At 66.6% G+C, this 14,793-nt stretch carries 17 protein-coding genes; 15 read left to right on the top strand and 2 right to left on the bottom strand.

Features of this window, described 5'->3' with window-relative positions; translation table 11 throughout:
* Complete coding sequence (epsC, locus tag RN51_RS15885) at window positions 1–573, bottom strand: serine O-acetyltransferase EpsC (protein WP_045265017.1); 573 nt, start codon at window positions 571–573, stop codon at window positions 1–3.
* Between the two features lie 8 nt (window positions 574–581).
* On the bottom strand, window positions 582–1,520 hold the full coding sequence (gene cysK / locus RN51_RS15890; protein WP_045265018.1) for a cysteine synthase A: 939 nt from the start codon (window positions 1,518–1,520) through the stop codon (window positions 582–584).
* A gap of 100 nt (window positions 1,521–1,620) precedes the next feature.
* Between cysK and prmC the strand changes: the two genes are divergently transcribed.
* The 15 genes from prmC to RN51_RS15965 all read left to right on the top strand — a co-directional run bounded on the left by prmC (window position 1,621) and on the right by RN51_RS15965 (window position 14,775).
* Window positions 1,621–2,481: a peptide chain release factor N(5)-glutamine methyltransferase gene (prmC, locus tag RN51_RS15895; RefSeq protein ID WP_045265019.1), complete on the top strand. Its 861-nt coding sequence runs from the start codon at window positions 1,621–1,623 to the stop codon at window positions 2,479–2,481.
* 52 nt (window positions 2,482–2,533) lie between these two features.
* Window positions 2,534–3,271, top strand: coding sequence for an L-threonylcarbamoyladenylate synthase (locus RN51_RS15900; protein ID WP_045265020.1), 738 nt, complete (start codon window positions 2,534–2,536; stop codon window positions 3,269–3,271).
* A complete protein-coding gene (locus RN51_RS15905) occupies window positions 3,268–4,431 on the top strand; it encodes an MraY family glycosyltransferase (RefSeq protein WP_045265021.1) in 1,164 nt (387 codons plus the stop codon). The genes RN51_RS15900 and RN51_RS15905 overlap by 4 nt, the downstream gene beginning before the upstream one ends.
* Window positions 4,431–4,949, top strand: coding sequence for a hypothetical protein (locus RN51_RS15910; RefSeq protein ID WP_045265022.1), 519 nt, complete (start codon window positions 4,431–4,433; stop codon window positions 4,947–4,949). Before RN51_RS15905 ends, RN51_RS15910 begins: the two co-directional genes overlap by 1 nt.
* A gap of 111 nt (window positions 4,950–5,060) precedes the next feature.
* Window positions 5,061–5,879, top strand: a complete 819-nt coding sequence (gene atpB / locus RN51_RS15915) for a F0F1 ATP synthase subunit A (protein ID WP_082066628.1) — start codon at window positions 5,061–5,063, stop codon at window positions 5,877–5,879.
* Between the two features lie 44 nt (window positions 5,880–5,923).
* Window positions 5,924–6,163: an ATP synthase F0 subunit C gene (gene atpE / locus RN51_RS15920; protein WP_045265023.1), complete on the top strand. Its 240-nt coding sequence runs from the start codon at window positions 5,924–5,926 to the stop codon at window positions 6,161–6,163.
* A 27-nt stretch (window positions 6,164–6,190) separates the two neighbouring features.
* Window positions 6,191–6,745 (top strand): F0F1 ATP synthase subunit B, encoded by a 555-nt coding sequence (locus tag RN51_RS15925; RefSeq protein WP_045265024.1) that lies wholly within the window; start codon window positions 6,191–6,193, stop codon window positions 6,743–6,745.
* Window positions 6,745–7,536: a F0F1 ATP synthase subunit delta gene (locus RN51_RS15930; RefSeq protein WP_045265025.1), complete on the top strand. Its 792-nt coding sequence runs from the start codon at window positions 6,745–6,747 to the stop codon at window positions 7,534–7,536. The genes RN51_RS15925 and RN51_RS15930 overlap by 1 nt, the downstream gene beginning before the upstream one ends.
* 47 nt (window positions 7,537–7,583) lie before the next feature.
* Window positions 7,584–9,224 (top strand): F0F1 ATP synthase subunit alpha, encoded by a 1,641-nt coding sequence (atpA, locus tag RN51_RS15935; RefSeq protein WP_045265026.1) that lies wholly within the window; start codon window positions 7,584–7,586, stop codon window positions 9,222–9,224.
* 19 nt (window positions 9,225–9,243) lie between these two features.
* The gene (locus RN51_RS15940) at window positions 9,244–10,140 is read left to right on the top strand and encodes a F0F1 ATP synthase subunit gamma (RefSeq protein ID WP_045265027.1); all 897 of its coding nucleotides are present in this window, start codon (window positions 9,244–9,246) and stop codon (window positions 10,138–10,140) included.
* Between the two features lie 21 nt (window positions 10,141–10,161).
* Window positions 10,162–11,616, top strand: coding sequence for a F0F1 ATP synthase subunit beta (atpD, locus tag RN51_RS15945; RefSeq protein ID WP_045265028.1), 1,455 nt, complete (start codon window positions 10,162–10,164; stop codon window positions 11,614–11,616).
* 2 nt (window positions 11,617–11,618) lie between these two features.
* Entirely contained in the window at window positions 11,619–11,879 is a 261-nt protein-coding gene (locus RN51_RS15950; RefSeq protein ID WP_045265029.1) for a F0F1 ATP synthase subunit epsilon, read from the top strand.
* Between the two features lie 76 nt (window positions 11,880–11,955).
* The gene (locus tag RN51_RS15955; protein WP_045265030.1) at window positions 11,956–12,702 is read left to right on the top strand and encodes a YaaA family protein; all 747 of its coding nucleotides are present in this window, start codon (window positions 11,956–11,958) and stop codon (window positions 12,700–12,702) included.
* Window positions 12,703–12,844: 142 nt separating this feature from the next.
* Window positions 12,845–13,678 carry a DUF5684 domain-containing protein gene (locus tag RN51_RS15960; protein ID WP_197073275.1) on the top strand — a complete coding sequence of 278 codons (834 nt, stop codon included), beginning with the start codon at window positions 12,845–12,847 and terminating at the stop codon, window positions 13,676–13,678.
* Window positions 13,679–13,977: 299 nt separating this feature from the next.
* Complete coding sequence (locus tag RN51_RS15965) at window positions 13,978–14,775, top strand: PP2C family protein-serine/threonine phosphatase (RefSeq protein WP_045265031.1); 798 nt, start codon at window positions 13,978–13,980, stop codon at window positions 14,773–14,775.
* The last annotated feature ends 18 nt before the right edge of the window (window positions 14,776–14,793 follow it).

The following is a 14,793-nucleotide window of genomic DNA, read 5'->3' on the forward strand; positions in this document are numbered from 1 at the left end:
TCAGATCGCGTAGTGGTCGGGGGCGGTGAGCAGAGCCCTGGTGTCCTCGCCGTTGCTCCGGTGCCGCGGCTTCGCCGGAACGCCGACGAGCACGCTGTCGGCCGGGGCGTCGCGGGTCACGACCGCGTTCGCTCCGACCACGGATCCCGCGCCGATCGTGATGGGCCCGAGGATCTTGGCCCCCGCGCCCACGGCGACTCCGTCTTCCAGAGTGGGGTGCCGCTTGCCGGAGCTGCGCGTGCGTCCGCCCAGTGTGACGCCGTGATAGAGCATCACGTCATCACCCACCACGGCGGTCTCGCCGATCACGACGCCCATGCCGTGATCGATGAAGAAGCGACGACCGATCCTCGCCCCGGGGTGGATCTCGATCCCGGTGAGCCATCGGGACACCTGCGAGCCGGCACGCGCGAGCAGACGCAGCCGACGCCGCCAGAGCGCGTGCGAGACACGGTGCGCCCAGATCGCGTGCAGTCCGGGGTACAACAGCGCGACCTCGACGGCGCTGCGCGCTGCCGGGTCTCGAAGGCGGGCCGCCGCGATGTCCTCGCGCATTCGCCCGATCATTCCCATCGACGTGCTCAGCTCTCGCGCAGATCCTCGAACAGCGCGGTGGAGAGGTAGCGCTCACCGGTGTCGGGGATCACGACCACGATGGTCTTGCCGGCGTTCTCGGGGCGGGTGGCGACCTTCAGCGCGGCGGCGACGGCTGCACCGGAAGACATGCCGACGAGCAGACCCTCCTTGGCGGCCAACTCGCGGGCGACGCGGATCGACTCGTCGAATTCAGCGGTGAGGATCTCGTCGAGCACCTCGCGGTCGAGCACATCGGGGACGAAGTTCGGTCCGATGCCCTGGATCTTGTGGGGGCCGGGGTGACCCTCGGTCAGCACGGGGGAGTCCTTCGGCTCGACGGCGATCACCTGGACTCCGGGCTTCGCGGCCTTCAACGCCTGGCCGGTCCCGGTCACCGTGCCGCCGGTGCCGACTCCGGCCACCAGGATGTCGACGGTGCCGTCGGTGTCGCGGAGGATCTCCTGTGCCGTGGTCTCGCGGTGGATCTGCGGGTTCGCAGCGTTCTCGAACTGGCGGATCCAGATCGCCCCCGGGGTCTCGGCGACGATGCGCTTGGTCTCCTCGATCGCCCCGCTCATGCCCTTGGTGGGGTCGGTGAGCACGATCTGCGCGCCGAACGCCTTCAGCAGCACGCGGCGCTCCTTCGACATGGAGGCCGGCATGGTCAGGATCACGCGGTATCCGCGCGCGGCGCCCACCATCGCGAGGGCGATGCCGGTGTTGCCGCTGGTCGACTCCACGATCGTGCCGCCCGGCTTCAGCTCGCCCGACGCCTCGGCGGCATTGATCATCGCGATGCCGATGCGATCCTTCACGCTCGATGCGGGGTTGTAGTACTCGAGCTTGGCGAGCACGGTCGCACCGAGACCCTCGGTCACCCGGTTGAGGCGGACGAGCGGCGTGTTGCCGAAAGCGGTCGTGATGTCGGAGTGGATGCCGGGCATGGTGAGCCTTCCTGTGCGAGGGTCGCTGCCGGACCAGCCTAGGGGAGGGGTCCTCTGGGTCGGGCTATGTGACGGCCTCCCGCACTCTACGCTGGAAGCCATGTCCGACATCTCTCTCGCCGCGGTCGTCCGCACGGCAGCCCAGCGTCTGGCCGATGTGGGGGTTCCCGATCCTCTGGTCGATGCCGAGCTCCTCGCTGCGCACGTGCTCGGGAGGCGGCGCGGTGAGGTTCAGGCGGCGATCGTCCGCGGCGACGGCATCGATGATGCTGCGGCCTCGGCGTTGGACGCGGCCGTCGTCCGCAGGGCCGCACGCGAGCCGCTCCAGCACATCACCGGGACCGCTCCTTTCCGCCACCTCGAGCTCGCTGTCGGTCCCGGTGTCTTCGTGCCGCGCCCGGAGACGGAGACGGTCGTGCAGTACGCGATCGATGCCCTGGTCAACTCCGGGGAACCCGCCCCGATCGGCATCGACCTCGGCACCGGAAGCGGGGCCATCGCCCTCGCCATGGCCACAGAGGTCCCGCACGCCCGCATCTTCGCCGCGGAACTGTCCGAGGACGCCCACGCGTGGGCGAGTCGCAACGTGGAGGGCGTGGACAATCTGACGCTCGTCCTCTCCGACCTGAGAGACGCATTCCCGGAGCTCGACGGCACGGCATCCGTGGTCATCTCGAACCCTCCGTACGTCCCAGACGCGGCCATCCCGCGCGACCCCGAGGTGCGCCTCTTCGACCCGGCGATGGCGCTGTACGGCGGCGAGGACGGGCTCGACATCGTCCGTGTGCTCAGCGGGCGGGCGTTGCGACTGCTGCGCCCCGGCGGCCTTCTCGTCATCGAGCACGGCGAGCTTCAGGGCGGATCGATCAGGGAGATCCTCACCGTGGACGGTTGGCGTGCGACGGCGACGCACCGCGACCTCACGCTGCGGGATCGTGCCACCACTGCCATCCGCCCCTGATCAGCAACCTCCGAGCGTGCTCATCGGCCGCGCCGCATAGAATCGAACCGTCATGTCAACCATCTTCGACTGCAGCGACGAGTCGCAGCTTCTCGCCGGCATGCGCAATGCGCGCCAGGCGATCGGCCGAGGCGACCTCATCGTCATCCCCACAGACACGGTGTACGGCGTCGCCGCCGATGCCTTCTCCCCGGCCGCGGTGCAGAAGCTCCTCGACGCGAAGGGACGTGGCCGCGACCAGCCGCCGCCCGTTCTCATCGGCACCAAGGAGACCCTCGCCGCCCTTGCCGAGTCGGTTCCCGAGCCCGTAGAGCGTCTCGTCGAGGCGTTCTGGCCTGGAGGCCTCACCATCGTGCTGCCGGCGCAGCCGTCGCTGGTGTGGGATCTGGGCGAGACGCTCGGTACCGTCGCGGTGCGCATGCCAGAGGGCCGTGTCGCCCTCGAACTGCTCGCGGAGACCGGACCTCTCGCCGTCTCCAGCGCGAACCTGACGGGGGAGTCCGCGGCCATCTCGGCCGACGACGCCGAGAGGATGCTGGGTGACAGCGTCGCGGTCTACCTCGCCGACGGCTTGAGCAAGGACGGCATCGCATCCACCATCGTCGACGCGACCTCGCTGGTGCGTCGAGGCGCCGACTCCGAGCAGGGCGTCGTGCGGATCCTCCGCGACGGAGCCGTGACGCGTGAGCAGCTGCACGAGGTGCTCGGTGATCTGCTCGAGCCCGAGGATGACGGCACGGAAGACCACGCGGAGCACGAGCACCCGCAGGAGCAGGACGGGGATTCGTGAAGCAGTATCTCTTCACGATCATCCTCACCGCTGCGATCACGTTCGCGCTGACCTGGGCGGTGTGGAAGCTGAGCCTCCGGTTCAAGCTCTACCCCGCCATCCGCGACCGTGACGTGCACACGACGCCCAAGCCCCGGCTGGGAGGCGTCGCGATCTTCCTCGCCATCGCCGCGGCGTTCGGCTTCTCCGCGGTGAACCCCTTCTTCCAGAGCATCTGGATCCCGCCGCAGACGATGTGGTCGATCCTCGGCGCCTCGCTCCTGATCGCGATCATCGGCGTGGTGGACGACCTCTGGGACATCGACTGGATGATCAAGCTGGGCGCCCAGTTCCTCGCCGCCGGCGTCATCACGGTCGGCGGAGGCCTGCAGATCCTCTCTCTGCCGTTCGGCGACCTCATCGTCGTCTCCAGCTGGCTGAGCATCACCATCACGATGTTCGCGATCGTCATCGTGATGAACGCCGTGAACTTCATCGACGGCCTCGACGGCCTCGTCGCCGGGGTGTGCCTGATCTCGAACGGCGTCTTCTTCGCCTACTCGTACATCTTCACGCGCGACTCCGGCGCTTCGAGCTACTTCAACCTCTCGACGTTCCTCGCTGCCGTGCTCATCGGCGCGTGCCTCGGGTTCCTGCCGTTGAACTGGAGCCCGGCCAAGATCTTCATGGGCGACTCGGGTGCGCTGGTGATCGGGCTCCTCATGGCCACGTCCGCGATCGCGATCACCGGCCAGATGGACCCGTCGGCTCTCGACCCCGAGCGTCTGGGGCGGTCGCAGCTGGTCGGAGCGTTCCTGCCGATCCTCCTCCCGCTGCTCGTGGTGCTGCTGCCGCTGCTGGACTTCGGTCTCGCGGTGCTCCGGCGCATGAGCGCGGGTCGCTCACCTTTCTCTCCCGACCGGAAGCACCTGCATCACCGTATGCTCGACCTCGGCCACCGCGATCGCGATGCCGTCCTCATCTTCTACGCCTGGTCGGCAGTCGTGTCCCTCGCGGTCCTGATGATGTACGTCGGTGCTCGGGAGGATTGGCCTGGTCAGTACCTGCCCGGTGTCGGTTTCGGCGTCGTGGGCATCGCCGCCTGCCTCGTCGTCACCCTGACCCCCACCCGCCGCAGCGCTGCGGATGCAGCACCCGATCCGACACCCGTGGAGTCCTGATGAGCCCGAGCCCCGTTTCCAGCACGCCGATCCTGCGGCGCACCCTCATCTGGTCGGCGGTGGCCACCGTGGTCCTCGCGATCATCGCCGGCGGCGTCGGTTTCCTGGTCGCACAGGGGGAGGGCTTGGTCAGTGGTCTGCTGGGAGTGCTGCTCGCCGCGCTGTTCCTGTCGATCACGGGCATCAGCATCCTGATCGCGAACCGCTGGTACGGCGATCCGCTCTATGTGCAGCTGTTCTTCGCGATCGTGCTGGGCGGCTGGCTGCTGAAGCTCGGCCTGTTCGTCGTCGCGATGATCCTGCTCGCCGGTCAGCCGTGGCTCCAGCCGATGGTGTTCTTCCTGTCGATCGTCGCCGGCGTGCTCATGTCGCTGGCGATCGACGTGATCGTGCTGACGAGCATGCGGCTGCCCAACGTCAGCGACACGACGCTTCCCACCGAGGTGCCGGAGGACCGAGCGCCCGGCACTGCGAATCGCATCGAGGAGAGGCCGCTCGACGAGGACCCGCGGTCTTAGGGAACCCTCAGATTCTGATAGTGTTGAGACGTGCCCGCCGCTCGCCCGCGAGCGCTTGCGCTGTGTAGCACACCGACCATCGTCGCCCCGGTTTAGACCGGTGCCCCGAAGCTGGAGCCCGCGCTGTTTAATCTTGCTGCGACCCTGACCCCCCGACTTGCCTCCGACGGCGAGTTCCACGGCCCTTCGATCGACGAGTTCTTCCCGGAGACGCTCTTCGAGATCGCCGGCATCCCGGTCAACCGGATCCACCTGATCCAGTTCCTGTCCGTGATCGCCGTGGTTCTCATCCTGTGGCTCGGCACCCGCCGGATGAAGGTCGTTCCCGGCCGCTTCCAGAGCCTCGTCGAGATGGGTCTCGGTCTCGTCCGCGGCAACATCGCGCACGATCTGCTCGGTCGCAAGGACGGCGACCGCTTCCTGCCGATCCTGACCACGATCTTCTTCATGGTGCTGTTCATGAACATCACGGGCATCATCCCGTTCCTGAACATGCCGGGGACCGCGATCGTGGCGGTGCCCCTCACTCTTGCGATCGTCAGCTATGTGACCTTCATCTACGCGGGCATCAAGCGCCACGGGCTGCGGTTCTTCAAGAACTCCTTGTTCCCGCAGGGCGTCCCCGTCTTCGCGCTCCCGATCGTGGCGATCATCGAACTGATCTCCACCTTCATCCTGCGCCCCGTCACGCTGACGCTCCGTCTCCTCATGAACCTCGTCGTGGGGCACATGATCCTGGTGCTCGCCTTCGCGGCCACCCAGTTCTTCTTCTTCACCGCAGGCGGCGGTTGGGCCGCCCTCGGTGTCGGAACCCTCGCCTTCGGCGGCGCCTTCACCCTCTTCGAGGTCATGGTCGCCGTCCTGCAGGCATACGTCTTCACCGTCCTCACCGCGGTCTACATCCAGCTCGCGGTCGCAGAAGAGCACTGAGCGGGCGGGCAACAGCCCACCCACCCAACGAAAGGAAAAACCCCGTGGACGCAACTACGGTTCTCGCTGAAATCAACGGTCACATCGGTGCGGTCGGCTACGGCCTCGCAGCCATCGGACCGGCCATCGGTGTGGGCATCGTCGTCGGCAAGACCATCGAGGGCGTGGCCCGCCAGCCCGAGCTGGCCGGCCGTCTCCAGGTCCTCATGTGGATCGGTATCGCCTTCACCGAGGCGCTCGCGTTCGTCGGCATCGCCGTCGCATTCATCCCGTTCCCCGCGTAATTCTCACCGACTTCTGAAGGAGACAGGATGCTGAACGCTCTTGTCACGAACCTCGCGGCGGAGGGGGAGCCCAAGAACCCCCTCATCCCCGCCTGGTACGACATCATCTGGTCGGGCTTCTGGTTCATCATCATCCTCGTCGTGGTGTGGAAGGTCGCCCTTCCCAAACTGACGAAGATGCTCGACGAGCGGTCCGCCGCCATCGAGGGCAACATCGCCAAGGCCGACGAGGCGCAGAAGCAGGCGGAGGCGGCACTCGAGGAGTACACGCGTCAGCTCGCCGAGGCGCGTACCGAGGCCGGCGAGATCCGCGAGGCCGCCCGTGAGGACGGCAAGAAGATCGTCGCCGAGGCGAAGGAAGCTGCGACCACCGAGGCCGCACGCATCACCGCCACTGCGCACACGCAGATCGAAGCGGAGCGGCAGACCGCTCTCGTCTCGCTCCGCAGCGAGGTCGGATCGCTCGCCCTCGACCTCGCCGGTGGCGTGGTCGGCGAGACCCTCTCCGACGACGCACGTGCGACCGCAGTCGTCGATCGCTTCCTCGCCGAGCTCGAGGCATCCGAGAAGGCGGCTCAGTAATGGGCAGCGCGACCACTCAGGCACTCGCGGCATCCATCAAGACGCTTGCCGCAGCGAAGGACATCACTCTCGACACCGCGCGGGAGCTGTTCGCCGCCGCCCGGGCCGTGAGCGAATCGTCCCAGCTGAGCGGCGCGCTTGCTGACCCTTCCGCTCCCGCCGCGGCACGACAGAACGTCGTCGCCGCGGTGTTCGGCGGGTTCTCCGCAGGCGCCAAGGACGTTCTGTCGACCGCGGTCGCAGAGCGCTGGTCCAACGCGGATGAACTCGTCGACGGTATCGAGGAGCTCGCGATCCGCGCAGCAGCGGTCGCCGAGCCGGGCACCGACATCGAGGGGGAGCTCTTCGGGTTCTCCCGCGTGATCGCAGCCAACCCCGAGCTCGAACTCGCTCTGGGAAGCCGCGTCGGGGGAGAAGACGCCAAGAGCACGCTCGTGGAGCGTCTCCTGGCCGAAGGCTCCACGAGCGCCGCGTCGACGCTGGTCATCACATCGCTGGTCCGCCAGCCGCGTGAGCGCCGCGTTCGTCGTCTGCTGGACAGGGCGATGAACATCGTCTCGAACCAGCGCGGACGCGTCGTCGCCACCGTGCACACCGCCACCGCCCTCAACGATGCGCAGCGTGACCGTCTGAGCGAGTCGCTCTCGCGTCGCTACGAGGGTCAGGTCTCGCTCAACGTCGTCATCGACCCTGCCGTGGTCGGAGGTCTGCGTGTGCAGATCGCCGATGACGTCATCGACGGCAGCATCTCCGCACGACTCGCCGACCTTCGCCAGAAGCTCGCGGGCTAACACGACTTCGCGCGGGGAACCGCGCACCCAGATACAAAGGGAAGACAATGGCAGAACTATCGATCAGCCCCGACGTCATCCGTGACGCGCTGAAGGACTTCGCCGCCGCATACGAGCCCTCCGCGGCCGGTGCGACCGAGGTCGGCACCGTCGTCGACGCTGCTGACGGCATCGCTCACGTCGAGGGACTGCCCGGCGTCATGGCGAACGAGCTCGTCATCTTCGCCGACGGCACCAAGGGCCTCGCGCAGAGCCTGAACGAGCATGAGATCGGTGTCGTCGTCCTCGGCGACTTCACCGGCGTCGAGGCCGGCCAGGAGGTCACCCGCACGGGTGAGGTCCTCTCTGTCCCCGTCGGCGACGGCTACCTCGGCCGCGTGGTCGACCCGCTCGGCAACCCGATCGACGGACTCGGTGCGATCGAGACCGAGGGCGTGCGCGCCCTCGAGCTCCAGGCGCCCGGCGTCATGCAGCGCAAGTCGGTGCACGAGCCGATGCAGACCGGCATCAAGGCCATCGACGCGATGATCCCCGTCGGCCGTGGTCAGCGTCAGCTGATCATCGGTGACCGCCAGACCGGCAAGACCGCCATCGCGATCGACACGATCATCAACCAGAAGGCCAACTGGGAGTCCGGCGACGTCAACAAGCAGGTCCGCTGCATCTACGTCGCGATCGGCCAGAAGGGTTCGACCATCGCCTCGGTGAAGGGCGCGCTCGAAGAGGCCGGTGCTCTGGAGTACACGACGATCGTGGCTGCTCCCGCGTCCGACCCTGCCGGCTTCAAGTACCTGGCTCCCTACACCGGTTCGGCCATCGGCCAGCACTGGATGTACGGCGGCAAGCACGTCCTCATCATCTTCGACGACCTGTCGAAGCAGGCTGAGGCCTACCGTGCCGTGTCGCTCCTCCTGCGTCGTCCGCCGGGCCGCGAGGCATACCCGGGTGACGTCTTCTACCTGCACTCCCGTCTGCTCGAGCGTTGCGCGAAGCTGTCCGACGAGCTGGGCGCCGGTTCCATGACGGGTCTCCCGATCATCGAGACCAAGGCGAACGACGTCTCCGCGTACATCCCGACCAACGTGATCTCGATCACCGACGGCCAGATCTTCCTGCAGTCCGACCTCTTCAACGCCAACCAGCGTCCCGCGGTCGACGTGGGTATCTCGGTGTCGCGAGTCGGTGGCGACGCGCAGGTGAAGTCGATCAAGAAGGTCTCCGGAACGTTGAAGCTGGAGCTCGCGCAGTACCGCTCCCTCGAGGCCTTCGCGATGTTCGCATCCGACCTCGATGCGGCTTCGCGTCGTCAGCTGTCCCGCGGTGCGCGTCTGACCGAGCTGCTCAAGCAGCCGCAGTACTCGCCGTACCCCGTCGAGGAGCAGGTCGTCTCGATCTGGGCCGGAACGAACGGCAAGCTCGACACGATCGAGGTCGAAGACGTGCTCCGGTTCGAGCGCGAACTGCTCGATTACCTGCGTCGCAACACCAAGGTGCTCGACACGCTGCGTGAGACCAACGTCCTCGATGACGCCACGGTTGCAGAGCTCGAGAAGCAGACGGACGCCTTCGTCCTGGAGTTCCAGGGTGGCAAGGGCCACGCGATCGGCGCCCCCGGTCACGAGGAGCACGCTGCAGCCGAGGCTGAGGACGTCAACCAGGAGAAGATCGTCAAGGGTCGTCGCGCGTAATCGCGTGAGGTACTGAGATATGGGCGCTCAACTCCGGGTCTACAAGCAGAAGATCTCTTCTGCTCAGACGACCAAGAAGATCACGAAGGCGATGGAACTCATCGCGGCTTCGCGCATCCAGAAGGCGATGGCACGCGTCAAGGCGTCCACCCCCTTCGCGCGAGCCGTGACGAGGGCCGTGTCGGCCGTCGCGACGCACTCGAACGTGGATCACCCGCTGACCCGCGAGTCCGAGAACATCACCCGCTCCGCGGTCGTGATCTTCTCCTCGGACCGCGGTCTCGCCGGAGCCTTCAACTCGCAGATCCTCCGTGAGGGTCTCGAGGTGGCGGAGCTCATGCGCGAGCAGGGCAAGGAGCCGGTGTTCTACCTCATCGGCCGCAAGGCCGTCGGATACTTCCAGTTCCGACGGATCGCTGCGGCCGCGGAGTGGACCGGCGACACCGACACCCCGTCGTTCCACACCGCCGAGGAGATCTCGGCGACACTGCTCGAAGCGTTCTCCCGTGGAGGACAGGACGGCGGCGTCGATGAGATCCACCTCGTGTACAACCGTTTCGTCAGCATGATGACGCAGTCGCCGGAATCCGTGCGTCTGCTCCCGCTGGAGATCACGGAAGCCGATGAGTCGGAAGCCGGTAACACCGTTTACCCGCTGTACGAGTTCGAGCCGGACGCCGAGACTGTTCTCGACGCGATCCTGCCGGTGTACATCCAGAGCCGCGTCTTCAACGCTCTCCTGCAGTCGTCCGCCGCCAAGCAGGCAGCGACGCAGAAGGCGATGAAGTCGGCCAGCGACAACGCCGACAAGCTCATCACCGACTACACCCGTCTGCGCAACAACGCGCGTCAGGCGGAGATCACGCAGCAGATCGCCGAGATCGTCGGCGGGGCCGACGCTCTCTCGAGCAAATAGACCATCAGGAAAGAGACGAAAATGACCCTCACCGCTCCGGCTGACCAGCCGGCGACCGCGGTCGTCGGGCGCGTCGCACGCGTCAACGGTCCGGTTGTCGACATCGAGTTCCCGCACGACTCGATCCCCGACATCTACAACGCGCTGAAGACCACGATCGCGATGGGCGAAGAGTCCACCGAGATCACGCTCGAGGTCGCCCAGCACCTCGGCGACGACCTCGTCCGCGCCATCGCCCTGAACCCCACCGACGGCATCGTCCGCGGCCAAGAAGTCCGCGACACCGGTGAGGCCATCTCGGTCCCCGTCGGCGACGTGACCAAGGGCAAGGTGTTCAACGTCATCGGCGAGGTTCTCAACCTCGAGCCCGGCGAGACCTTCGAGGTCACCGAGCGCTGGCCCATCCACCGCAAGGCGCCGAACTTCGACCAGCTCGAGTCCAAGACTCAGATGTTCGAGACCGGCATCAAGTCGATCGACCTCCTGACCCCGTACGTGCTGGGTGGAAAGATCGGTCTGTTCGGTGGTGCCGGTGTCGGCAAGACCGTCCTCATCCAGGAGATGATCCAGCGCGTCGCGCAGGACCACGGTGGTGTGTCGGTGTTCGCCGGTGTCGGTGAGCGTACCCGTGAGGGCAACGACCTGATCCACGAGATGGAAGAGGCGGGTGTCTTCGACAAGACCGCCCTCGTCTTCGGCCAGATGGACGAGCCGCCGGGGACGCGTCTGCGCGTGGCCCTGTCGGCTCTGACGATGGCGGAGTACTTCCGTGACGTGCAGAAGCAGGATGTGCTGCTCTTCATCGACAACATCTTCCGCTTCACGCAGGCCGGTTCCGAGGTCTCCACGCTGCTGGGCCGCATGCCCTCCGCCGTGGGTTACCAGCCGAACCTCGCCGACGAGATGGGTGTGCTCCAGGAGCGCATCACCTCGACGCGTGGTCACTCGATCACCTCGCTGCAGGCGATCTACGTGCCGGCCGACGACTACACCGACCCGGCTCCGGCGACCACGTTCGCCCACCTCGACGCGACGACCGAGCTCTCTCGTGAGATCGCCTCGAAGGGTCTGTACCCGGCCATCGACCCGCTGACCTCGACGTCGCGCATCATGGACCCCCGCTACTTGGGCGAGGACCACTACCGCGTCGCGACGACCGTCAAGCAGATCCTCCAGAAGAACAAGGAGCTGCAGGAGATCATCGCCATCCTCGGTGTCGACGAGCTCTCCGAGGAAGACAAGATCGTCGTGTCGCGTGCGCGCCGCATCCAGCAGTTCCTCTCGCAGAACACCTACATGGCCAAGAAGTTCACGGGCGTCGAGGGTTCGACCGTCCCGCTGAAGGAGACCATCGAGTCGTTCGACGCGATCACCCGCGGTGACTTCGACCACGTGGCCGAGCAGGCCTTCTTCAACGTCGGTGGCATCTCCGACGTTGAAGAGCAGTGGGCGAAGATCCAGAAGGAGAACGGCTGACCATGGCGCTGCATGTCAGCCTCGTCTCCGCTGATGCGGAGGTCTGGACGGGAGAGGCGAGCCTTGTGGTCGCCAAGACCGTCGAGGGTGAGATCGGCTTCATGTCCGGCCACGAGCCGGTGCTGGCCATCCTCGCCGAGGGCCAGGTCCGCATCACCCAGTCGGATGGCACCAAGGTGCTGGCCAACGCTCAGGAAGGGTTCCTCTCCATGGAGGGCGACACCCTGACGATCGTCGCCGGCAACGCGGCTCTCATCGCCTAGCAGTAGCTGTTTCACGCGTCCGCCTCGGGGCCCTCATGGGTTCCGAGGCGGACGCGTCTGTATCCACCGAGGTTTCATGAAGATTCTGCTTCCACCGTCGGAGACCAAGCACGAAGGTGGCGACGGCCCGCCGCTCGATCTCGAGTCGCTGGTGCTCCCGTCTCTGACGGAGCGGCGCGCGGCGGTCATCGATGCACTCGTCGAGCTCGCCTCCGACGAGGAGACCGCGCGTCGGGTGCTCAAGTTGAGTGTGCGTCAGAGCGGTGACATCGCTCATAACAGGCTGCTTCGGTCGGCGCCCACGATGCCTGCGGTCGATCGCTACACGGGAGTTCTGTTCGATGCGCTCGATGCCCGTTCCTTGTCGTCAGCGTCCCGCAGATGGCTCGGAGAGCATGTGTGGATCCACAGTGCACCGCTCGGGCCCGTCGGTGCTCTGGATCAGCTGCCCGTGTACCGGCTCGCCGCCGGAGTTTCGGTTCCCGGCCTTCCGGCGCTTCGACGCCACTGGGCCGAAGCGACGTCGGCTGCCTTCGCGGAAGCCGCGCCCTCGTTCATCCTCGATCTCCGGAGCGAGGCGTACGTCGCATTGGGGCCCGTGCCGAGTTCGACCTCGTCCGCGTACGTCCGCGTCGTGACCGAGCAGGGGAGAGCCCTCAACCACTTCAACAAGAAGTCCAAGGGCCTGCTCGTGAGGGCGATCGCCGAGGGCCGACCACGCATCACCTCCGCCCGGGGCTTCCGGTCGTGGGCTGAGAGACGAGGCCTGGTCTTCCGAGACGGCGAGGACGACGGTGTCTGGAAGCTCGTCGTCGAGGAATGAGCTGTGCGTCTCAGCAGGTCGTGGCTCTGCGGCAACGATCCGTCCGAACGCGCCCGACGGCGTAAGGGACATGCGCGGAAACCCCGGGAAGCGCTAGTGTGTTCAGCGCATGATGACCCATCATGAACTTCTGGAGGGAACCATGAACGACTACTACGGCTATGACGGCCTGTCAGGTGGCGCGCTCGTCGCGTTGATCCTGGTCTACACGATCCTGCCACTCGCCATCTACGCGCTCTACTCGTGGTTCTACATGAAGATCTTCGAGAAGGCAGGCGTGCAGGGCAAGTGGCGTGCCTGGGTGCCGGTCTACAACACCATGATCTTCTACAAGCTCGGTGATCTGAGCCCGTGGATCGTCCTGTACCTCATGGGTGCCGGCATCGTCGGGGCGATCATCCCGTTCCTCGGCTGGTTCCTGATCCTCCCGCTCGTCGGCATCGCCGGTCGCGTCGTCGACCTGATCGCCGCATGGCGCGTGGGGCTGAAGCTGCAGAAGGATGCCGTCTGGGTCGTTCTGTACTTCTTCCTTCCGCCCGTGTGGCTCGGCATCAACGCATTCGACAAGTCTCGTTGGAACTCGGCCATCCAGCCGGCATCGTGGGCTGCCAACGGCCTGCTCGGCGACCGCACGGTCTGGGACGGCATCCCCGCTCAGGCATCGGCTGCGGCGCCCCAGGCTGGGTACGGTGCGCCCCAGGGTTACGGCCAGCCCGGACCCCAGGGCTACGCCCCTCCCACGCAGCCCGGCTATGCACCGCCCGCGCAGCCCGGCAACGTCCCGCCCGCGGCCCCGGCAACCGGCGCTCCGGTGCCGCCGACCACTCCGCCCGCGGCGCCGTCCACTCCGCCGCCGGCACCGGCTGCGCCTCCGACGACTCCGCCCGCGCCTCCGACGGCACCGCCTGCAGCTCCGCCGGCTCCGCCCACGACTCCGCCGGCGCCGCCCACGGATCCCGCACAGCCCCCGGCGTGATCGACTGAACAGGCGATGACGTCTGACACAGAGCCCCTGACTCCTTGTCGGGGGCTCTGTGCTGTCTTGGCTGGTGATCGGGACACGGCGGCCGCTAACGTGGAGGAATGATCTCGTCCGCGCACCGTGCACATGTCTCCGGTCACGTCATGCTCTCCGGCCCTGATCCCAGACATTCGCTTCCCTGGTCGACGGGAACGGGCACGCGAGCGTGATCGCGGCGCACGCGGCGTCTACTACGATGTGTTGTGAGTATCCTGCGACCGTCCGACCCGCCGCAGGCCCATCGGAGGCAGCACGTGGCTGAGACGAAGACGCAACGGATCACGGTTGCGCAGCGCCCGCTGCTGCTGTCCTGGTCCGGTATCACCGACCAGGGCCGTCGTCGCGAGACGAACCAAGACGCCTTCTTGGCCGACTATCCGTTGTTCATCGTGGCAGATGGCATGGGCGGTCACGCCGGTGGTGAGATCGCGAGTCAGAGCACGGTTTCTCGACTGCAGGCCGTCGTCTCATCGGGGAAGGTCGATCGCCCCTCGATCGAGAACGCACTCGAACTGGCGGTCGGCGATATCGCAGATCACCCCGAGACGACCGACGAGGGCACGGGGACCACGCTTACCGGTGTGTACTTCGATACCGAAGGGGATGACGCCCAGTGGATCGCCTTGAACATCGGCGATTCCCGCGTGTATCTCCTCCGCGACGACCGCCTGGTGCAGATCACGACTGATCACTCGGTCGTGCAGGAGCTGATCACAGCGGGGAAGCTCAGCCCGGAGGAAGCCGAGGGGCATCCCTACAGCAACGTCATCACCCGTGCCGTGGGCGCGAGCGAACTCACTGCACCGGACTACGTCTCGATCGACGTGCGCTCCGGCGACAGGTTCGTGGTGTGCTCCGACGGGCTCACCAAGGAGCTCACCGACTACGGGATTCAGCACTTCCTCCGCGAGCACGAGGATCCTGGTGCGGCAGTCGATGCGATGCTCGCGGCCGCCCTGGAGAACGGAGGGCGGGACAACGTCACGCTCATCATCGTCCAGGTGACGGCAGCGGACGACTCTTCCTCCCCGGCTGAGGATACAGAGCAATAGTGTCCTGAGGCTGTGGAG

This window comes from Microbacterium oxydans, assembly GCF_000956405.1.
Classification (GTDB): domain Bacteria; phylum Actinomycetota; class Actinomycetes; order Actinomycetales; family Microbacteriaceae; genus Microbacterium; species Microbacterium oxydans_C.

Coding starts and splice junctions, on each gene's coding strand:
- RN51_RS15950 (WP_045265029.1), top strand. CDS start 11,619: ATGGCGCTGCATGTCAGCCTCGTCTCCGCTGATGCGGAGGTCTGGACG.
- RN51_RS15940 (WP_045265027.1), top strand. CDS start 9,244: ATGGGCGCTCAACTCCGGGTCTACAAGCAGAAGATCTCTTCTGCTCAG.
- RN51_RS15910 (WP_045265022.1), top strand. CDS start 4,431: ATGAGCCCGAGCCCCGTTTCCAGCACGCCGATCCTGCGGCGCACCCTC.
- RN51_RS15955 (WP_045265030.1), top strand. CDS start 11,956: ATGAAGATTCTGCTTCCACCGTCGGAGACCAAGCACGAAGGTGGCGAC.
- prmC (WP_045265019.1), top strand. CDS start 1,621: ATGTCCGACATCTCTCTCGCCGCGGTCGTCCGCACGGCAGCCCAGCGT.
- epsC (WP_045265017.1), bottom strand. CDS start 573: ATGGGAATGATCGGGCGAATGCGCGAGGACATCGCGGCGGCCCGCCTT.
- RN51_RS15900 (WP_045265020.1), top strand. CDS start 2,534: ATGTCAACCATCTTCGACTGCAGCGACGAGTCGCAGCTTCTCGCCGGC.
- atpD (WP_045265028.1), top strand. CDS start 10,162: ATGACCCTCACCGCTCCGGCTGACCAGCCGGCGACCGCGGTCGTCGGG.
- atpA (WP_045265026.1), top strand. CDS start 7,584: ATGGCAGAACTATCGATCAGCCCCGACGTCATCCGTGACGCGCTGAAG.
- RN51_RS15930 (WP_045265025.1), top strand. CDS start 6,745: ATGGGCAGCGCGACCACTCAGGCACTCGCGGCATCCATCAAGACGCTT.
- cysK (WP_045265018.1), bottom strand. CDS start 1,520: ATGCCCGGCATCCACTCCGACATCACGACCGCTTTCGGCAACACGCCG.
- RN51_RS15960 (WP_197073275.1), top strand. CDS start 12,845: ATGAACGACTACTACGGCTATGACGGCCTGTCAGGTGGCGCGCTCGTC.
- RN51_RS15925 (WP_045265024.1), top strand. CDS start 6,191: ATGCTGAACGCTCTTGTCACGAACCTCGCGGCGGAGGGGGAGCCCAAG.